Raw genomic sequence first — 19308 nt, 5'->3', positions numbered from 1 at the left:
AACGAAAGCGCCTCGACATGAACGCTCACACGATCAATTCCTATATCGCTTGCGAATTGCACAAGGAGATCGGCGAACTCGAGCAGCGTGTGGTGAGCCTCGAATCGGAAAGAAGCGTGCGGCTGTCGCGCCGCTTCTCGACATTGCGCGAGCGGCTTTTGAGCGGCGCGCGCGGCGCGGCGATCGGCCGCGGCGTCGACGTGGCGGCGCATCCGGCGCCCGTGGAAGCGGAGGTTCGACGCGCTCGCGCCGCGCCGGCCGGCGAGCGTCTTCTCATCGATATGACCAATACGATCCGCTGCGAGTTTGTCAGCGGCATCCAGCGTGTGGTGCGCCGGATCGCGGCCGAGTCCACGCAAGCGGGGGCGGGGATCGGCGTCGTGTTCGAAGACGGCGAGCTCTACGCTTGCGATGGTTCGTCGCAGCGCGAGAAGGTCGAGATCGCTGCGGGCGACAAATTCGTCATGGCCGACGCCGCCTGGCACGATGCGCGCGGCTGCAGACGAGTGATGGACGAGGTTTCGCGCGAGGGAGGGATGAATATTCTCATCCTGCACGACATTCATCCATTGCTCTATCCGGGATTGTTTCACCCGCAGAATGTCGAGGCCTTCTCCGTCTGGTTCGACAAGGTCGCGATCGCCAGCGACGCTCTGGTCGCCGTGTCGCGCAGTTCGGCGGAAGAATTTCTCGATTATGTGATCGCGAGCGGCAAGCGCGTCAACCCCGCGATGAGAATCGGGTGGAGCCATCCGGGCGCCGACGTCGATGCGGACGCCGAGGGCGACGCGTCGGAGCAGGTCGCCGCGATCTGCGCGAGCGAGACGCCGTTCTTCCTCAGCGTCGGAACGCTGGAGCCGAAGAAGGGCTATTCGATCTCGCTGGACGCCTTCGAACGCGCCTGGGCGAGCGGCGTGGACGCGCGCTTCGTGATGGTCGGGCGCCGCGGCTGGAACACGCGCGCGCTCGAGCGTCGCATTCTGTCGCACGCAGAATTCGGCCGGCGGCTGTTCTGGCTCGATGCGGTCGGCGGGGCGGATCTCACGCATCTCTATCGCCACGCGCATCGGCTCGTGGCCGCATCGGTGGCGGAAGGATTCGGTCTGCCTCTGGTGGAGGCGACGCATTTTGGACTGCAGGCGATCGCGAGCGATATTCCCGTGTTTCGCGAGGTCGGCGGCGACGCGGCGACCTATTTCGACGTCGCGGACATCGACGGCCTCGCGGCGCGCATCGGCGAGGCGTGCGCGCGCCGCAATGGGCTCGTCTCGCTGCCGCGGCGACGGAGCTGGCGCGACGCGGCCGCTGGTCTGTTCGAGCTCATTCGCCATGAAGATTATCAATTCGGCTCCTTCGCATGGCGTCTCGCCGGCTCGGACGGACAGTATGAGGCCGAACCGACGCGCGCGCTGCGCGCCGTGTCCTGAGCCGATCGGACCACTGCCTGCCGCGAGACTTTCATGAGCGACGCGATGCGAAACAAGCTGTTGATCGTCACCGATGACGCCAATATGGGCGGAACCTACCGGGTCGCCGAACAGCTCGTCGCCGGCATGGCGGCGTCGTTCGACATCCGCTTCGCCTGCAGCTTCGAGGCGAAGAACGCGGCGTCGCGAAAGAAGATCGAAGCCAGTGGCGTCACCGTGCTCGATTATCGCGTCTGCGAGCGCAATCCGCAGCGCGCCGCTTTCGCGCTCGAAGACGCTCAGCGCCTGCTCGACGCGGTCGATCCCGATGTGATCCTGCTCGTGGATGGCGGCGAGATCTGGTCGCTGCTGGCCTTGAAGCAGGTCGCGGCGGCGCGTGGAATTCCTTATGTCGTTTCGGTCAATCTGCTCACCGAGGATTGCGTGCGGCGCTTCGCCGAGCTGCGCGGCAAGGCGATCGAGACGCTGCGCGCGGCGCACGCGATCGTCTTCGTCTCGGAGGCGAGCCGCCGCCGGTTCGAGACGTTGTTGCCGGCCATCGACGCGCCGAAGCATGTCGTCGCCAACAGCCGGCCGGGAAGCTATTTCGACATGCTCGGAACGCGACAGGCGACGCGCCGATCGCTCGGCCTGCGCGACGATGAGACGCTGATGCTTTGCGCTGCGCGTATCGAGCCGCGCAAGGGGCAGACGCTCTGTCTCGAGGCGTTCGAACAGCTGCGCGCGCACGGGCGGCTGACGAAGCTGCGGCTCGCGTTCGCCGGCGGCGGCGTGAGCGGCGATGTCGACGCGCTCCATCGGGCGATCGCGGACAAGGGCCTCGGCGAGCATGTGCTCGCGCTCGGACCGCGCGATGATGTGCCGAGCCTGCTCGAAGCCTGCGACGCCTTCGTGCTTCCCTCCTATTCGGAAGGAATGCCGCTCTCGATCATCGAGGCGATGGCGAAGGGGCGGGCGGTGATCGCCACGGCGGTCGACGGCGTGCCCGAGCAGATCGATCGCATGTCGGGGATCTTGGCGCCGTCGCCGGTGGTCTCGCGCGAGGACTGCGTGGCCGCGCTGGCCGATGCGATGGCTTTGCTGCGCGACGATCCTCGCCTGCGGGAGCGCATGGGTCGATGCGCGCGCTTGCGTGCGGTCGAGCTTTTCGACGAAAGGCGCATGATCGGCGAATATGGGGCGGTGGTCGCGCTCGCTGCGTCTCATCGGCGGCCGCAGCGGCGCTTCGAGGGCCTGCGCGCGCATCCGCTGCGGCGCGCGGCCGCGAATGAGCAGGAGCGCGAGGCGTTGCGCGGGAGCGCGCCGAGCATGGTCCGGATCGGATCATGGATGGATGCCGGCATGCGTCGACGTCTTGCTCGCGAGCGCGCGGTGCGCGCCGATCTTCGCGCGGGACTGGCGCCGGGCTCGCTCGTGGAGCTGCACGATCCGGCGCAGTGCTGGAGCTGTGCGAGCGATGGATGGGACGTCGTTGAGGACGCCGGCGTCTGGAATGACGGCGCGATCTCGACGATCCGTCTGCGCTTGCGCCGGCCGATGCGGCGTCTGCGCGTCCGACTCGATCTCATGCCCTTCGCGCCGCCCGGGCGCCGGCAGGAAACCGATGTGCTGGCGGATGGCGCGCTCGTCGCTGGCTGGAGCTTCGATGCGCATGTCTGGGAGAGCCGGACGATCGACATTCACCGACGAACTGGCAGCCGCACATTGGAGCTGCGGTTCGTCTACAAGACGGTGTGCTCGCCGCGTGCGGTCGGGCTCTCCGACGATGCGCGCGATCTCGCGATTTTCTTGCGCCGCATCGAGATTCAGCGCGTCCCGCTGCGGGAGCGGCTGCGCGAGACGCTCCGCTTCGATGCGCGCGCGCTCGTGAGCTGGCAAGGCGCGGCGCGGGTTCCGGCCGAATGAGGAGGCGGCGCCGGATCAGGCCGCCGCCGTCTTCGCGCGAAAATAATGAAAGTCGCCGCGCGTCACGATCCGGTCGCCGGGCGCGAGCTCATGTGGCGCGAGCGTCGGCTGCGCGCGCAGCCGGTCGTAGATCGGGCCGAAATCCTGATAGCAGGCGTCGAGCAGCGTCTGGAAGCTGTCGATCACGAAATAGCTCTGCTGGAAGTCGTCGATGATGTAGCGCGTGCGCATCACTCGCTCGAGATCGAAGGCGATGCGGTTCGGCGACGAATCCTCGATCGAGAACATGGTCTCGGCCGGCGACGAGAGAATGCCGGCGCCGAAGATGCGCAGTCCCGTGGGCGTGGCGATGAGGCCGAACTCGACCGTATGCCAATAGAGCCGCGCGAGCTCGGCGAGCTGCCCGCGCGCCAGCGCCCGCCGCCCGCCCTCGCCATAGGCCTGCAGAAAGCGGGCGTAAACGGGATTGGCGAGCAGCGGGACGTGGCCGAACACGTCGTGAAAGACGTCGGGCTCCTCGATATAATCGAGCTCCTCCTCCGGGCGGATGAAGGCGCCCGCCGGAAACCGTCGCTCGGCGAGATGGTCGAAGAAGACGTCGTCCGGGACGAGTCCCGACACCGGAACGACGCTCCAGCCGGTGAGGGCGGCGAGCCGTCGGCTCAGCTCGGCGAAATCCGGCACGCCGCTCCGCGAGAGCCGCAGCGCCTCCAGCGCCGTCAGATACTCATCGCAGGCGCGGCCGGGCAGCAGCGCGATCTGGCGGGCGTAGAGCCGATTCCAGCGGTCGTGCTCCGCCTCGCCATAAGACCGCCAATCCTGGTCGATGGTCCAATCGGCGCGCTTGGGGGCGTCGGCGTAGCGGTTCTTCGGCGGATGCGCCGTGTCGCGATCGCTCTGCATCGCTCTCTCCAGCGGGCGGCGGGAGTGGCTTCGAATTGAGATATGGCGTCCAGTCTGCGTCTGCAAAGAGGTGTCTGGCCGCCTCACGTCAGCGCGCGAAGATCACGAGGGCTACGCGGATCGTTCCGGCGTCTAGCGTCGCCGGAGCGCAAGCGTCACGCGGGCGCGAAGCGCGCCGTGAAATGGCGCAGGAACGGCGCCTGCCAGACGATGCGATAGGCCGGAATGGCGGCGCGATCGGCAAAGACGCTCTCGATCGTCTCGATCACATAATCGAAATGGCTCTGCGTGTAGACGCGGCGCGGGAAGGCGAGGCGCACCAGCTCGCGCGGCGCCGGCGTCTCGCTCCCGTCCGCCCCGCTGCGGCCGAACATCACGCTGCCGAGCTCGACGCCGCGCACGCCGCCGTCGCGATAGAGCGCGTTGACGAGGCCGACGCCGGGGAAGTCGGCGGGCGCGAGATGCGGGCAGAAGCCGGCGGCGTCGAGAAACACCGCATGGCCGCCGGCCGGCCGCACGATCGGCGCGCCGCGCGCGATCAGCCGCGATGCGAGATATTCGACCGTGGCGTGGCGATAGCGCTGATATTCTTCTTCGAGCGCTTCCATCAGTCCGACGGCGATCGCCTCGAGATCGCGGCCGGCGAGGCCGCCATAGGTCGGAAAGCCCTCGGTGAGGATCAGCAGATTGCGGAAATCCTCCGCCCAGCGTGCGTCATTGCAGGCGAGAAAGCCGCCGATATTGGCGAGCCCGTCCTTCTTTGCGCTCATGGTCGCGCCATCGCAGAGCGAGAACATCTCTTGTGCGATGTCGAGCAGCGGGCGCCCGGCCTGGCCCTCCTCCCATTGCTGGACGAAATAAGCGTTTTCGGCGAAGCGGCAGGCGTCGAGCAGCAGCGGAATTCCATGTCGCGCGAGCAGCGCCCTCACTTCGCGCATGTTGCGCAGCGATACGGGCTGGCCGCCGCCGGCGTTGTTGGTGGCCGTGATCATGCAGAAGGGGATGGCCGCCGCGCCTTCGCGCTCGATCAGCCGCGCCAGCGCTTCCACATCCATGTCCCCCTTGAAACGCTCGTCCGAATGAATGTCGCGGCTCTTTGGCGTCGGCAGGTCGACGGCCGTCGCGCCGACATATTCGATATTGGCGCGCGTGGTGTCGAAATGGCTGTTGTTGGGCACGATGTCGCCCGGCTTCAGCCGCGTCGCGGCGAGGATGCGCTCGGCGGCGCGGCCCTGATGCGTCGGGAAGATATGGGAAAAGCCGGTGATCTCGCGCACCGTCTCTTCGAAGCGGCGCCAGGATCTGCTGCCGGCGTAGCTCTCGTCGCCCTGCATCATCGCCGCCCATTGGCGGTCCGACATGGCGCCCGTGCCGCTGTCGGTCAGAAGATCGATGGTGACGTCGTCGGCGTCGAGCAGGAAGAGGTTGTAATGCGCCGCGGCGAGCCTTTCGGCGCGCTGCGCTCGCGTGGTGATCGGCAGAGCTTCGGTCATCTTGATGCGGAACGGCTCGATGATGGTGCGCATCGTTCTCTCCTTGTCCGAGGCCGGGAATATCGGAGAATTGTGGGGTCGCTTGAATTTCCGCCAAGCTTTTTGTCGGCGGGACCGCGCCGGCGTCGCCTTGCTTGATTCACGGCGTCACGACGTCCGTCGCCGTCACGATGCGCCGGTAACCTTTTCCTTAGCCGCCGGTATAAGACGCGGAACCGGAGCGGCGCCTTGGACAGCACCTCAAATCTCTGCAGAGCGGCGATGGGCGATGGCGTCGCCTTCGCCCGCGTGGTCGAGGCGGAGCAGGGCCGCGTGTTCGGCTTTCTCGGCCGCATGGGCCTCGACGCCGCAACCAGCGAAGACATTGCGCAGGAGGCGTTCCTGCGCGTGTGGCGCAACGCCGGGAGTTTCGATCCGAAGCGTGGAGCGGCGTCGACCTGGATACTCGCGATCGCCCGCAATCTGGCGCTCGGCCATCTCCGCGCGGCGTCGCGCCGGCGCGAGACATTCGACGAAGACGAGGCGCTGAACGCGCCCTCACAAGAGCCGCGTCCGGACGCCGTGCTCGAAGACAAGCAACGACGCGCGCTGCTCGCCGCCGCGCTCGAACGGCTCGCGCCCGCCGAGCGCAGCCTGCTCGCCGCGAGCTACGACGAGGGTCTCGATCTCGCATCGATCGCGCGGCTCGAGGGCTGCTCGCCGGGCGCCGCGAAACTGCGGCTTCATCGTGCGCGAATGAAGCTCAGACGAATAGTGGAGATGGATGATGGCTGACGACCTCGACCCATTCTTCGCCGCCGCGGGGCATCGGCCTCCGCCGGATTTCGCTCGGCGAGTCGCGGCTCTGGCGCGGGAGAGCCGGCAGGCGCCCGCCCCGCGACCGCTCACCCTCTGGCGCTTCGTCGCTCTCGCCGCGAGCGCTCTGTGCGGCGCGCTGTTCGCCGGCGAATTCGCGGTCTTCGCCTTTATCGCCGCGGTCGCGCAGTGACGCGATCCATCCTCCCGCAATGGAGCATTCACATGACAGGCCTCAATTCGCTCTTAAACGCCACGCCACGGCGCTCGGTCGTCGCCGCGCTGCTGTCGCTTGCGCTGCCCGGGCTCGGTCAGCTCCACAATGGCGCGCTCGACAAGGCGCTGTGGACCTTCCTCGCTTTTGCGCTTGCGGGCGCGCCCGCCGGCGTCCTCGCCACTCTCTATGCGCCGAGTCGGCTGATGGCGCCGTTGCTCGCGGCGGTGGCGCTCCTCACCCTCGGCATCTGGGCGGCCTCGATCGTCGACGCCTGGCGAGAGGCGCGCGCGGAGCCTGCGCCGCGTCGCGAGTGGCAGGTCGGCGGACTCTACGCCCTGCTGCTTCTCCTCGGCAACGCCGCGCTTTATTTTGGTCTCGTCAGCGGCGTGAACGCGCATCTGGTGCGGTCCTTCACCACTCCGGCCGACGGCATGGCGCCCACCCTGCTGCGCGGCGATTATTTCTTCGTCGACATGCGCTACAATTGTCCGCTGTGCAAAGGGCGCGTGTCGCGCGGCGACGCCGGCGTCTTCGTCTACCCGGACGATCGCACGCTCTACTACATCAAGCGCGTGATCGGACTGCCGGGAGACCATATCGCGCTGCGGGGCCGCGCGCTGTTCGTCAATGGCGCGCGCATCTCGGGCGCCGAAGCGATCGAGGGTGATCGGATCGTGGTCCGCGAGCAGTCGGACGCGCGCGAGTGGCGCGTGGAATGGGGCAAGGCAAATATCGTCCCCGACGCCGAATGGGTGGTCCCGCCGGCGGCGGTGTTCGTGCTCGGGGACAACCGCGACGAGACCAGGGACTCGCGCAGCTTCGGCTTCGTGCCGCTCGCCGATCTCGTCGGCAAGGCGCGGCAGATTTGGTTCTCGACAGGGCCTTCGGGCGTGCGCTGGGAGCGCATCGGAATGACGATCGAATAGCAGTCGCTTTGGCTGGACGGAAGCGGCGCCGGCGACGATAGAGGTCGGCGCGCGCCGAGGTCGGCTCGCCTCGATCACGCGCTTTGCGTCGGCGCTCCGCCTATGGCACAAGGTCGGCGCGAAGCGAGGAGTTCCCATGGCGGCCGACGTCACCTTTCCCGCCGCCGCCGCGGCGGGCGTTCTCTCATTCCTCTCCCCCTGCGTGCTGCCGCTGGTGCCGCCCTATCTCACCTTCATCGCCGGAGCGACCCTCGAGGAGCTGACGGCCGGGGGCAAGCCGCGCGCGCGGCGCGACGTGCTGATCGCCGCGCTTTTGTTCGTCGCCGGCTTTTCCACCGTGTTCGTGGCGCTCGGCGCGACGGCGAGCGTGTTCGGCAAGGTCCTGCGCGCCAATCTCGAAATATTGTCGATCGCGGCCGGCGTCGCCATCATCGTGATGGGGCTGCATTTCCTCGGCCTGTTCAAGATCGGCCTGCTCTATCGCGAGAAGCGCCTCGAGGTCGGCCGTCCGGTCGGCCGGCTCGGCGCCTATGTGATGGGTCTCGCCTTCGCTTTCGGCTGGACGCCCTGCATCGGGCCCATTCTCGCCGCCATTCTCGCGGTCGCCGGCTCGCAGGAGACTGTGGCGAAAGGGGCGGCTCTGCTCGCCGTCTATTCGGCCGGACTCGGCCTGCCGTTCCTCGCCGCGGCGGCGGCGATGGGGCCGTTCATGGGCTTCATGCAGCGCTTCAAGCGACATTTCGGCAAGGTCGAAAAAGTCGTCGGCGTCCTGCTGGTCGCGACCGGCCTCGCCTTCCTGACAGGAGCGATGCAGAATATGTCGTTCTGGCTGCTGCAGACCTTCCCCGGCCTCGCGCAATTCGGCTGAGCTCGCCCATGTCCCGCCCCCTGTCCCGACCCGTCGACGAAAATCTCTTCACCGGACCGATCGGCGCCGAATATCGGATGTTGGAGCTGATCTGTCCCAACGCCGCTTTGCTCGCCCGCCGCGTCGCCGAGCGCGTCGCCGGCTGGCGCGAGGGCGAGGCGCTCGAGGCTGTCGAGATCGGCTGCGGCTCGGGCGTGAGCACGCTGCCGCTGCTCGCCTTCCGCGACGATCTTCGTCTCACCGCCGTGGACAGCGCGGCCAAAATGCTCGATCAGGCGCGCGCGCATCTTTCCGGCTATGTCGAGGCGGGCCGCGTGCGCTTCGTCGAGGCCGACGCGCTGTCCTGCCTGCGCGCTCTGCCGGAGGCGAGCCTCGACGTCATCACGTCCAATTACGCGATTCACAATTTTCTGGATGACTATCGCCAGGAGACTCTGGCCGCGGCGTTCCGCGCGCTGAAGCCCGGCGGCCTCTTCGTCAATGGCGACCGCTATGCGATGGACGACCGCGCCGCGCATCTTTCCGCGACGCAAGCGGAAGCGCGCCTCTGGTTCCAGAAGTTCGGGGCGATCGGCCGCTATGATTTGCTCGAGGATTGGATCGCGCATCTCTTCAGCGACGAATCGCCCGAGCACATCATGTATCTGACGCCCGCGCTCGAGCGCCTCTCGGCGCTGGGCTTTGCCGACGTCCGCGTCGAATATCGCGAAGGCGTCGACACTCTGGCGACCGCGGTCAAGCCCTGAGCGGGCAATCGGGTGAAGGATAAAAGCCCCAACCCTCGTCTGCTGAGGAGCCGCCGTCTCGAAGGACGGCCGCGGGGCGCAAGCAAAGGTTTCAGCCGTCGCCGTCCTTCGAGACGCCCGCTTCGCGGGCTCCTCAGGACGAGGATGATGGGGGCTCGTCCTCTACCCGATTGCCCTGGGGCGAGCGGGTCCAGAAAATGCACACGCCGCCTGAAAAAGAAAACGCCGGACGTACCTCCGGCCCGGCGTTCGAGCCGCCGCGGCTGTGACGCCGTCGGTTGCTCTGTTCCCAGAAATAGCGAGCTCTCGTGACTGGACAATGACGCGGTCGCCCGCGGCGTGAAAAAATTGCGCCGACGGCGCTTGACCGCGGCCAGCGTGTTCCGTATACGTTCCCTTGTTCGGTAAATGTTCCGTCTCAGAGTAAACAAGTCCCCTAAAAGTCGTCAGTAGTGGAGCGTAGTCGCGTCGGGCCCGTGGTCGTCGCGCGCCGAGCGTCGCTTCGCGGCGCATCGTCGATCGCGGGCCCTCGACGCGGACGGCGCGGGAGGTGAGCATGGCGAGCATCATGGCGAGCGCTGCGAAACGGCTGGTCGAACGAGCGGAACAGGCCGATTGGCGGGGCGCGGCGCGGCTCAGCCGCGAGGCGATCGGCGCGGCCGTCGATTTTTCCGCCGAGGAGCGCCCGATCGTCGATCCGGCGCGGCGGCGCGGACGCGGCGCCCTGTCGAACGAGAGCGGGCGCTACGAGCGCGAGCGGCGCGTGCCTGCCGAGGACGGCTGGGGCACGCTCGAGGAGGCCGAGCCGCTGCGCACCAATATTCACGCCGAGCGGGCGCGGACCATCGTCACCCGCAATGATTCTCCCGACATCTCCTTCGACCGCTCGGTGAACCCGTACCGCGGCTGCGAGCACGGCTGCGTCTATTGTTATGCGCGGCCGAGCCACGCTTACATGGGCCTTTCGGCCGGCCTCGATTTCGAGACCGAGATCTTCGTCAAGGAGGGGGCGGCGCAGCTCTTGGAGCGGGAGCTCTCCGCGCCGGGCTATTCGCCGAAGACCATAGCGATCGGCGCCAATACGGATCCCTATCAGCCGGTCGAGAAGCGCTACCGGATCACCCGCGGCCTGCTGGAGGTGGCGAGCCGCGCCGATCATCCGATCGGCATCGTGACGAAATCCTCTCTGGTCGCGCGCGACATCGATCTCTTGGCGCCCATGGCCCGCAAAGGACTCGTCAAAGTGGCGATCTCGGTGACGACGCTCGATCCGGGTCTCGCGCGGGCGATGGAGCCGCGCGCCGCCTCGCCCGAGCGGCGTCTCGCCACGATCGAGCAGCTGGCCTCGGCCGGAATCCCGGTGGCCGTGCTGGTCGCGCCGATCATTCCGGCGATCAACGACGCCGAGATCGAGACCATACTGACCCGCGCCCATGCGGCCGGCGCGCGGGAAGCGGGCTATGTGATGCTGCGGCTGCCGCTCGAGCTTCGGGAGGTGTTCAGCGAATGGCTGGTCACGCATTTTCCGGCCAAGGCCCGGCATGTCCTCTCGCTCGTGCGCTCGGCGCGCGACGGCAAGCTCTACGACCCCGCATTCGACAAGCGCATGACGGGGGAGGGGCCGTACGCCTGGATGATCGGGCGGAGATTCCAGGTCGCTGCGGCCCGGCTCGGCTTCGCCCATACGCGGCTGCGCTCCGACCTGTTTCGTCCGCCCCGCTGTGGAGCGGAGCAGCTCAGCCTGTTTTAGCGACTGCCGTTGAAAGGCCGTCAGCCGCCCGCGAGCCGCGCCGCCGCCCGCGCATGGCCGATCAGCGGCAGCAGCAGCGATAATTCCGGCCCGTTCTCGGCCCCGGTCAGCGCCAGCCGCAGCGGGTGGAACAGCGCCTTGCCCTTGCGGCCGGTCTTCGCCTTCAGCCCGGCGGTCCATGCGCTCCAAGTCGTCTCGTCCCAGGGCTCCCGCGGCAGCGAGGCGAGCGCTGCGGCGAGAAGCTCCTCATCCTCCCGGCGAGGGGCGATCTCGCCCTCGACCACCCGCCACCAGTCCAGCACATCGGAAAAGGCCGAGAGATTGCCCCGCGCCGCGCGCCAGAACGGCTCGGCCTTGAATCCGACGATCTCATGCGCCTCCAGGCGCTCGCGCATATCCTCATAGTCGAGCCGCGCCAGCGTGCGGTGCGTGAGCGGGCGAAGGTCGGCGGGATCGAAGCGCGCGGCGTTGCGCGAGAGATGGGCGAGGTCGAATTCCTTCGCGAGCTCGTCGAGCGAGCGGATCGGATGCACGCTATCCGAGGAGCCGGTCAAAACCGCGAGCGCGGCCACGGCCAGCGCCTCATATCCTTCCTCGCGCAAGGCGCCGATCGACAGGGCGCCGCTGCGCTTGGAGAGCGCCTCGCCGCCGGAGCCGACCAGCAGATTGTGATGCGCGAAGACGGGCGGATGACGCCCCGGGGCGAGCGCCTGGAACAGGCGGATCTGCACCGCCGTATTCGTGACATGGTCCTCGCCGCGGATCACATGGGTGATGCAAAGATCGATGTCGTCGACCACCGAGGGCAGCGTGTAGAGAAAGCTGCCGTCCTCGCGCAGCAGCACGGGGTCGGACAGCGAGGCGCAGTCGATCGCGCAATCCCCGCGCACGAGATCGCGCCATTCGACCACGCCGGGCTCCAAACGAAAACGCCAGTGCGGGCGCCGTCCTTCGCGCTCCAGCCGGGCGCGCTCCTCCGCCGAGAGGCGCAGCGCGGCGCGGTCGTAGATCGGCGGCTGGCCGCGCGCCTGCTGCAGCTTGCGGCGCTTCTCCAATTCCTCCGCCGTCTCGTAGCAGGGATAGAGCCGCCCGGCCTCGCGCAGCGCCGCCGCCGCCGACTCATAGAGCGCGACGCGCTGCGACTGGCGCAGCGTCATATCCGGCGCGACTCCGAGCCAGGCGAGGTCGACCTCGATCGCTTGCGCGAACTCCTCCGAGGAGCGCGCGACGTCGGTGTCATCGAAACGCAGCACGAATCTACCATTGTGGGCGCGCGCGTACAGGTAATTGAGCAGCGCCGGCCGCGCATTGCCGATGTGAAGGCGGCCCGTCGGCGACGGCGCAAAGCGAACGATCGGAGAGGTCATGGCCATAGTTCGGCAGGAGGAAACGGGAGGCGTCGCGCGACGCGACAAGATTCTCGCGCCGCCGCCCTTTTGCCAAGACCCGAAGGAATTGTCAGGTGGAATATCGCAATGGCCCGCTCCCGGCCTGCGCCGCCGGCGCCGTCCCGAGGCCGCCCCGACCCCGCTCTCTCTCGACTCCCGCAAGTGACAGGCAGAGATAACGCATGATGATCGCCGCCTATGCGTGCGCCGCGCTCTGCGCGGCCATGGTAACGCTCAACCTCGCCGCCATCGCCATCGCCGCCTTCCGATGCCGCGCCCGCCCGCGCACCCTGCCGGTTCCTGCGGCGCCGCCGCCGGTCAGCATCGTGCGGCCGTTGCGCGGGCTCGAGACGTTCAGCGAGGAGACGCTCGGCTCGAGCTTCACGCTCGATTATCCGTCCTACGAAATTTTGTTCTGCGTCCAATGCGCCAATGACCCGGTGATCGGCCTCGTCGAGCGGCTCATCGCGGCGCATCCGCATATTCCGGCGCGCCTCCTGGTCGGCGATGATTATGTAAGCGCCAACCCCAAGCTGAACAATTGCGTGAAGGGCTGGGACGCCGCGCGCCACGCCTGGGTCGTGCTCGCCGACTCCAATGCGCTGCTGCCGCCGGACTATATTCAGACCATGCTCGCCGCCTTCCGGGACGACACGGCGCTCGTCATCTCCATGCCGATCGGCTCGCGGCCCGAGGGGTTCTGGGCCGAGGTCGAATGCGCCTTCCTCAACACCTTCCAGGCGCGCTGGCAGTATGGCGCCGAGGCGGTCGGCATCGGCTTCGCCCAGGGCAAGAACATGATGTGGCGGCGCGAGGTGCTGGAGCGCGCCGGCGGCATCAGAGCGCTCGGCGCCGAGATCGCCGAGGACGCCGCCTCGACCAAGATCATCCGCGCGCAGAAGATGAAGGTGCGGCTCGTCGACATGCCGTTCGAGCAGCCGCTCGGCCATCGCACCGCGCATGAGGTCTATTCGCGCCATGTGCGCTGGGCGCGGCTGCGGCGCGTGACCTTCCCCGCCTATTTCGCGCCCGAGTTCATGAACGGCAGCTTCGCGCCGGTGCTGACCGGTGCCTATGCCGCCCATCTGCTCGATGTGAGCGTGCCGCTGGTCGCCGCCGCCATTCTGGCGACGCTCTATGGCGCGGAGCTCGCGCTGGCCCGCGTCGCCGGCTGGCGGCGCTCCTGGCGCAGCCCCTTCGCAAATCTGACGCGCGACATTCTGCTGCCGGTGATGTTCGTCGACGCTTGCCTCTTCGACGATTTCGTCTGGCACGGCAATGCGATGACCGTGCGCGAGCAGGAAGAGCAGACCACGGGCTGAACAGGGCGCGCCCGCCCTCCCTGCGCGGGGAGGGCGGGCGTCCGGCGCTCCCCTCAGCCCTTCTTTTTCTCCGATTGCACGGCGCGGAAAGCGCTGGCCCAGCCGCCCTTCTCCATCTGCCGCGCGCGGCCGACCGCGAGCGCATCCGCGGCGACGTCGCGCGTGATCACCGATCCGGAGCCGACATAGGCGCCGCTTCCGATCTCGACCGGGGCGACCAGCGCCGAATTGGAGCCGACAAAGGCGCGCTCGCCGATTACCGTTCGATATTTGAAGAAGCCGTCATAATTGCAGGTGATGACGCCGGCGCCGATATTGGAATGGGCGCCGACCGTGGCGTCGCCGACATAGCTCAGATGATTGACCTTGGCGCCCTCGCCGATGTCGGCGGCCTTGATCTCGACGAAATTGCCGATCTTGGCTGCGGCCGCGAGCCGCGCCCCCGGCCGCAGCCGCGCATAAGGCCCGATCTGCGCGCCGACGCCGACGCTCGCCCCCTCGAGGTGCGAGAAGGAATGGATCGTCGCGTCGTCGCCGATCGAGACGCCCGGGCCGATGACCACATGCGGCTCGACGGTCACGTCCCGGCCGATCTCCGTATCGAAGGAGAGGAAGACCGTCTCGGGCGCGATCAGCGTCGCTCCGCCGAGCATCGCGGTGCGGCGCAGCCGCTGCTGCGCGATCTGCTCGGCCCGGGCGAGCTGGACCCGGTCGTTGACCCCGAGCACCTCCTCCTCCTCCGCGAGCACGACCCGCGTGGCCGAGCCCGCCGCCCGGGCGCGCTCGACGACATCGGTGAGATAGAACTCTCCTTGCGCATTGGCGGAGCCGACTCCCTCGAGCAGGGCGAGCGCCCTGGCGCCGTCGATCGCCATCAGCCCGGCGTTGCAGAGCGTGACGCGACGCTCCGCCTCGCTCGCGTCCTTCTCCTCGCGTATCGCCAGCACCCCGCCATCGGCGCCGCGCAGAACGCGCCCATAGCCGAAGGGATTTTCCGCCTCGAAGGCGAGAACGGCGACGCCCGCGCCGCCGGCGAGCCCCTCCCGCAACGCGGCGACGGTCGCCGGGGAGACGAGCGGCGTGTCGGCGAAGAGCACGATCAGATCGTCATAGCCCTCGGCGATGGCGTCGCGCGCCGCCAGCACGGCATGGGCGGTGCCGAGCTGGCGCTCCTGCACGAAGGTCCGCGCGCCGGGGCTGCGCCGGCGCGCCTCGGCCGCCACATCCTCGCGGCCGCCGCCGACGACCACGGCCGCCGCCGCGACGCCCGCCGCCTCGACCGCCGCCAGCACATGGGCGAGCATGGAGCGCCCGGCCACCTCGTGCAGCACCTTGGGGCGGCGCGATTTCATGCGCGTCCCCTCGCCCGCCGCCAGGATCACGGCGAGAGCGCGTCGTCCGGTCGATCGCTTGTCTTCTGTCATGGCGTCCGCGCATGTGCGTGCGAGCCCGAAGGCTCAGGGTCGACTGCGGAGCCCCGCCCGTCTGCTCCCGCGAATCGGGGGAGGGGGCCCTCTCGCAGCCTCATTCCGAAACACTAGAGCAGTTTCCGATCCGAATGGATCGAAAATCGCTCCAGCTTTTTTTGATTTGGAGCGAATTCTGATCGATCGAACGATTCCGTTCGATCGGAAAGCGCTCCAGGCCGCAAGCCTCTCGATCACGCGACCAACGAGCAAAGAATCGCATTCCGATCCGCGATCTTTCGGGTATACCCGTCTGGCGCCCGCGCCGCTTCCTCCAATCTACCGATTCCAGCCCGAATTCCGGCCTCCCAATGCTCGAACGCAGAGACGTCCTGAAAGCCGCCCTGACCACTCTCGCCGCGAGCGTCGGGCCGGGCCGCGGAGCGGCTCAGACCGCGCCCGCCGCGCCGGCGCCCGGCGCGCCCGTCCCGTTCAACCGCGACGCGGTGCTCGACATCGCCCGAGCCGTCGCCAAGCGTCCCTTCGCCCCGCCCCCGACCGATCTGCGCGAGCCCTTCGCCAATCTCGGCTATGAGCAATATGTCGGCATCAAGACGCGGCCCGGCGCAGCCATATGGAGCGGCGAGAACCGCGGCTTCTCGCTCGAGCCGCTGCACCGCGGCTTCATATTCGCCGCTTCGGTCGAGCTGTTCGTGGTCGAGGACAATCTCGCCCGGCGCGTTGCTTACGACCAGGCGAGCTTCGACTACGGCGCGTTGAAGGTCGGCGACAAGGCGCCGGACGTCGGCTTCTCCGGCTTTCGCGTGCTCGGCCGGCGCGAGGATGGCCGCGATACCGAGCTGGCTCTGTTCCAGGGCGCGAGCTTCTATCGGGCCGTGGCGCCGGGCCAGACCCTCGGCGTGACCGCCCGCGGCCTCTCGGTCCGCACCGCCGATCCGCGCGGCGAGGAGTTTCCTGCCTTCCGCGTCTTCTGGATCGAAAAGCCGACCCTCGCCGACAACGCCCTCGTCATCCATGCCCTGCTCGAATCGCAGAGCGTGGTCGGCGCCTATCGCTTCACCCTGCGCCCCGGCGAGGCGACGCTGATCGACACCGAGATGACGCTGATTCCGCGCGCGGCGATCGACCACCTCGGCCTCGCCGGAGCCGCTGCGTCCTCTCTGTTCACGCCGCTCGACCACCGCCGCACCGACGACGTGCGGCCGGCCGTCGCCGAGACCAATGGCCTGCAGATGCTGACCGGAAAAGACGAATGGCTGTGGCGCCCGGTCTCCAACCGCGACACATTACAGATATCCGCCTTCGTCGACGCCAATCCAAAAGGGCTGGGCTTCCTGATGCGCGAGCGCGACATCGACGCCTATGAGGACGATGTGCAGCATTGGGAGCGCCGCCCCTCGCTCTGGGTGGAGCCGATCGGCGATTGGGGAGAGGGGTCGGTGCAGCTCGTCGAGATCCCCTCCGAATCCGAGATCAACGCCAATATCGTCGCCTATTGGCGGCCCAAGCAGGCATTCGCCGTCGGCAAGGAGGCGACCTTCGCCTACCGGCAGTTCTGGTGCTGGAATCCGCCGGCCCGCCCGCCGCTGGCCATTGCGGCGACGGCGCGGGGCGGGCGCTCGCCCGTTCCCAAAATGCGCCGCTTTATCGTCGTGTTCGTAGGCGAGCCTCTCGCCGATCCGCAGCGCACGGCCACTGTCCGAGCGGCCTTGACCACCTCGCCCGGATCGGCGACGAACATTCGCACCTTCTGCAATCCGCAGGCGAAAACCTGCCGAGTCGTCTTCGACGTCGACCCGGCCGGCGAAACCTTCTGCGAGATGCGCCTCGTGCTCCGGTCTGGCGACGAGCCGCTCAGCGAAACCTGGCTCTATAGATGGACGCAGTAGCAGCCCTCCCTCTGGTCGAGCCGGCGCCGCCGGCCGAAGACACGCCCGCTGCGCCGGCCGCCGATCCGGCCGCCGCCCCGCCCATGCCGCGCGAGTGTCGGCTCGGCATGCCGACGCAATCGCTGTGGCGCTTCGACGCGCGCAAGCGGCGGCCGCTCGCGGCGCCGGCGCTGCGTCGCACGCCCTGGATCTCGCGTCTCGTCACCTTCGGCGGCGGGCTGGCGCTCACCGTCTACGGCGGCCACGAGATGTATCGCGTCATCGACGTCGGCGGCGTCACGACGCTGAAATGGGCGCTGCTCGCGCTGTTCGTGCTCAATTTCTCCTGGATCGCCCTCGCCTTCTCCAGCGCCGTCGTCGGCTTCTTCGCGCTGCTCGCCTCGCGCCGCCCGCCGTCCATGCCGGAGCGCCTCGACGCCCGCACGGCCGTGGTCATGCCGATCTACAACGAGGCGCCGAGCCGGGTGTTCGGCGCGCTGCAGGCCATCCTGCAGGACGTCGAGGCGACCGGCTTCGGCGCGAATTTCGACTGGTTCTTCCTCTCGGACACCACCAATCCCGACATTTGGATCGCCGAGGAGCGGGCGTTCATCGCCATGCGCCGCCGGCTCGGGCCGCAGGCGCGGGTCTATTACCGCCGGCGCGAGAAGAACATCAGCCGCAAGGCCGGCAATATCGCCGATTTCGTTACCCGCTGGGGCGGCGCCTATGAGCAGATGGTGGTGCTCGACGCCGACAGCCTGATGGCCGGCGAGACCATCGTTCGCCTCGCCGCGGCGATGGAGGCGGACCCGGACGCGGGCATCATCCAGACGCTGCCGCTGATCATCAACCGCAACACGCTCTTCGCGCGCGTGCAGCAATTCGCCGCGCGCATCTATGGGCCCGTCATCGCCGCCGGCCTCTCGCAATGGATGGGGCGCGACGGCAATTACTGGGGCCATAACGCCATTATCCGCACCGAAGCCTTCGCCCATCATTGCGGCCTGCCGGACCTCAAAGGACGCCCGCCCTTCGGCGGGCACATCCTCAGCCATGATTTCGTCGAGGCGGCGCTGATCCGCCGCGCCGGCTACGCCGTCTATATGATGCCGACGCTGGACGGCTCCTATGAGGAGAGCCCGCCCTCGCTGATCGACCTCTCGATCCGCGACCGGCGCTGGTGCCAAGGCAATCTGCAGCATTCCCGGGTGCTCTGGGCGCGCGGCTTCCATTGGGCCTCGCGCCAGCATTTCCTCACCGGCATATTCGGCTATCTGACCTCGCCGCTGTGGCTCTGTCAGCTGCTCGTCGGCATCGCGCTCGTGTTCCAGGCGAGCTATTTCCGGCCGGAATATTTCACCTCGCAGTTCACGCTGTTTCCCGTGTGGCCGCGCTTCGACGCCGAGCGCTCACTGGCGCTGTTCGCGCTCACCATGGCGATCCTGCTCGCGCCCAAGGCCTTCGGCCTCGCGCTGGCGCTCATCGACGCCAAGACGCGGCGCGGCTCGGGCGGCGTCTTCATGCTGCTCGTCTCCACCTTGTTCGAAGTGCTGATGTCGGCGCTGTTCGCGCCGATCATGATGCTGATCCAGACCGGCCATGTGTTCCATATTCTGTTCGGCTTCGACACCGGCTGGGACCCGCAGCGGCGCGACGACGGCTCGGTGCCGTTCAAATACATCGTCAAGCGGCATCAGTCGCATGTGGCGCTCGGCCTGCTGACGCTGGTCGCGGGCCTCATGATCTCGCCCTCGCTCGTCGCCTGGATGTCGCCGACCATCGCCGGCCTCATTCTGGCGATCGTCATCTCCTGGATCACCGGCCAGCGCTGGCTCGGCCTCGTCTTCCGCCGCGCCGGCGTGCTGGTGACGCCCGAGGAGACGAGGACGCCGCCGATCGCCCGGCGCGGCCGCGCGCTGCACCGCCTGCTCGCCCGCTCCGGACAGGACGATGTGAACGGCCTCCTCGCCATTCACGCCGATCCGGAGCTGCGCGCGCTGCACGAGGACTGGCTGCCGGCCCGGCCGCCGCGCGTGCGCGGCCAGATTTCCGCCGATCGCGCCATGGCCGAAGCCAAGCTCGCCGACGCCGAGACTTTGGAGCAGGCGGTCGACTGGCTCGATCGCCGCGAGCGCCTGGTGGTGCTCGGCGACCGCGCATTGATCGGCATGCTGGCGCGTCTGCCGCTCGCCACGGAGCGCGACGCTGCGGCGCGGGCGGGGAACGAGCGGCAGGCGAGCTGACGCTTCCCCCGTCCCGGCTCGCTTTCT

At 68.2% G+C, this 19308-nt stretch carries 15 protein-coding genes; 11 read left to right on the top strand and 4 right to left on the bottom strand.

The annotated features are described in order from the left end of the window. Positions 1 to 17 precede the first annotated feature (17 nt). Together K3F48_RS09175 and K3F48_RS09170 are read left to right on the top strand one after the other, a co-directional pair. Entirely contained in the window at positions 18 to 1427 is a 1410-nt protein-coding gene (locus tag K3F48_RS09175; protein ID WP_222575123.1) for a glycosyltransferase family 1 protein, read from the top strand. 33 nt (positions 1428 to 1460) lie between these two features. Beyond that, the gene (locus tag K3F48_RS09170) at positions 1461 to 3332 is read left to right on the top strand and encodes a glycosyltransferase family 4 protein (RefSeq protein WP_222575122.1); all 1872 of its coding nucleotides are present in this window, start codon (positions 1461 to 1463) and stop codon (positions 3330 to 3332) included. Positions 3333 to 3347: 15 nt separating this feature from the next. Here K3F48_RS09170 and phhA read toward each other — a convergent pair whose 3' ends face one another. Both phhA and K3F48_RS09160 read right to left on the bottom strand, forming a co-directional pair. After that, positions 3348 to 4235, bottom strand: coding sequence for a phenylalanine 4-monooxygenase (gene phhA / locus K3F48_RS09165; protein WP_222575121.1), 888 nt, complete (start codon positions 4233 to 4235; stop codon positions 3348 to 3350). A 155-nt stretch (positions 4236 to 4390) separates the two neighbouring features. Then, positions 4391 to 5761: a tryptophanase gene (locus K3F48_RS09160; RefSeq protein ID WP_222575120.1), complete on the bottom strand. Its 1371-nt coding sequence runs from the start codon at positions 5759 to 5761 to the stop codon at positions 4391 to 4393. A gap of 195 nt (positions 5762 to 5956) precedes the next feature. Here K3F48_RS09160 and K3F48_RS09155 point away from each other — a divergent pair, with 195 nt between their 5' ends. The 6 genes from K3F48_RS09155 to K3F48_RS09130 all read left to right on the top strand — a co-directional run bounded on the left by K3F48_RS09155 (position 5957) and on the right by K3F48_RS09130 (position 11030). After that, positions 5957 to 6502, top strand: a complete 546-nt coding sequence (locus K3F48_RS09155; protein ID WP_222575119.1) for an RNA polymerase sigma factor — start codon at positions 5957 to 5959, stop codon at positions 6500 to 6502. Then, positions 6492 to 6716, top strand: coding sequence for a hypothetical protein (locus K3F48_RS09150; protein ID WP_222575118.1), 225 nt, complete (start codon positions 6492 to 6494; stop codon positions 6714 to 6716). The genes K3F48_RS09155 and K3F48_RS09150 overlap by 11 nt, the downstream gene beginning before the upstream one ends. A gap of 32 nt (positions 6717 to 6748) precedes the next feature. Then, positions 6749 to 7666: a signal peptidase I gene (gene lepB, locus K3F48_RS09145; RefSeq protein ID WP_222575117.1), complete on the top strand. Its 918-nt coding sequence runs from the start codon at positions 6749 to 6751 to the stop codon at positions 7664 to 7666. A 136-nt stretch (positions 7667 to 7802) separates the two neighbouring features. Further along, complete coding sequence (locus tag K3F48_RS09140) at positions 7803 to 8534, top strand: cytochrome c biogenesis CcdA family protein (RefSeq protein WP_222575116.1); 732 nt, start codon at positions 7803 to 7805, stop codon at positions 8532 to 8534. A gap of 8 nt (positions 8535 to 8542) precedes the next feature. Next, a complete protein-coding gene (locus K3F48_RS09135; RefSeq protein ID WP_255608767.1) occupies positions 8543 to 9280 on the top strand; it encodes a trans-aconitate 2-methyltransferase in 738 nt (245 codons plus the stop codon). A gap of 568 nt (positions 9281 to 9848) precedes the next feature. Beyond that, positions 9849 to 11030, top strand: coding sequence for a PA0069 family radical SAM protein (locus K3F48_RS09130; RefSeq protein ID WP_222575149.1), 1182 nt, complete (start codon positions 9849 to 9851; stop codon positions 11028 to 11030). Positions 11031 to 11050: 20 nt separating this feature from the next. Here the strand turns inward: K3F48_RS09130 and gltX are convergent, their stop codons facing one another. Next, on the bottom strand, positions 11051 to 12397 hold the full coding sequence (gltX, locus tag K3F48_RS09125; RefSeq protein WP_222575115.1) for a glutamate--tRNA ligase: 1347 nt from the start codon (positions 12395 to 12397) through the stop codon (positions 11051 to 11053). A 206-nt stretch (positions 12398 to 12603) separates the two neighbouring features. Between gltX and K3F48_RS09120 the strand changes: the two genes are divergently transcribed. Beyond that, positions 12604 to 13740 carry a ceramide glucosyltransferase gene (locus K3F48_RS09120; RefSeq protein WP_222575148.1) on the top strand — a complete coding sequence of 379 codons (1137 nt, stop codon included), beginning with the start codon at positions 12604 to 12606 and terminating at the stop codon, positions 13738 to 13740. Between the two features lie 53 nt (positions 13741 to 13793). Here the strand turns inward: K3F48_RS09120 and glmU are convergent, their stop codons facing one another. Then, positions 13794 to 15164, bottom strand: coding sequence for a bifunctional UDP-N-acetylglucosamine diphosphorylase/glucosamine-1-phosphate N-acetyltransferase GlmU (gene glmU / locus K3F48_RS09115; RefSeq protein WP_222575114.1), 1371 nt, complete (start codon positions 15162 to 15164; stop codon positions 13794 to 13796). 353 nt (positions 15165 to 15517) lie between these two features. On the opposite strand from glmU, the gene K3F48_RS09110 reads away from it, so the two are divergent. Both K3F48_RS09110 and mdoH read left to right on the top strand, forming a co-directional pair. Then, on the top strand, positions 15518 to 17056 hold the full coding sequence (locus K3F48_RS09110) for a glucan biosynthesis protein (RefSeq protein ID WP_222575113.1): 1539 nt from the start codon (positions 15518 to 15520) through the stop codon (positions 17054 to 17056). Then, positions 17044 to 19281: a glucans biosynthesis glucosyltransferase MdoH gene (mdoH, locus tag K3F48_RS09105; protein WP_222575112.1), complete on the top strand. Its 2238-nt coding sequence runs from the start codon at positions 17044 to 17046 to the stop codon at positions 19279 to 19281. Before K3F48_RS09110 ends, mdoH begins: the two co-directional genes overlap by 13 nt. Positions 19282 to 19308 lie beyond the last annotated feature (27 nt).

It is taken from the genome of Methylosinus sp. Sm6 (assembly GCF_019802345.1).
Taxonomy (GTDB): Bacteria; Pseudomonadota; Alphaproteobacteria; order Rhizobiales; family Beijerinckiaceae; genus Methylosinus.
Note: the sequence above shows the minus strand (reverse complement) of the source record. Positions and strands in the feature narration are given on the sequence as shown.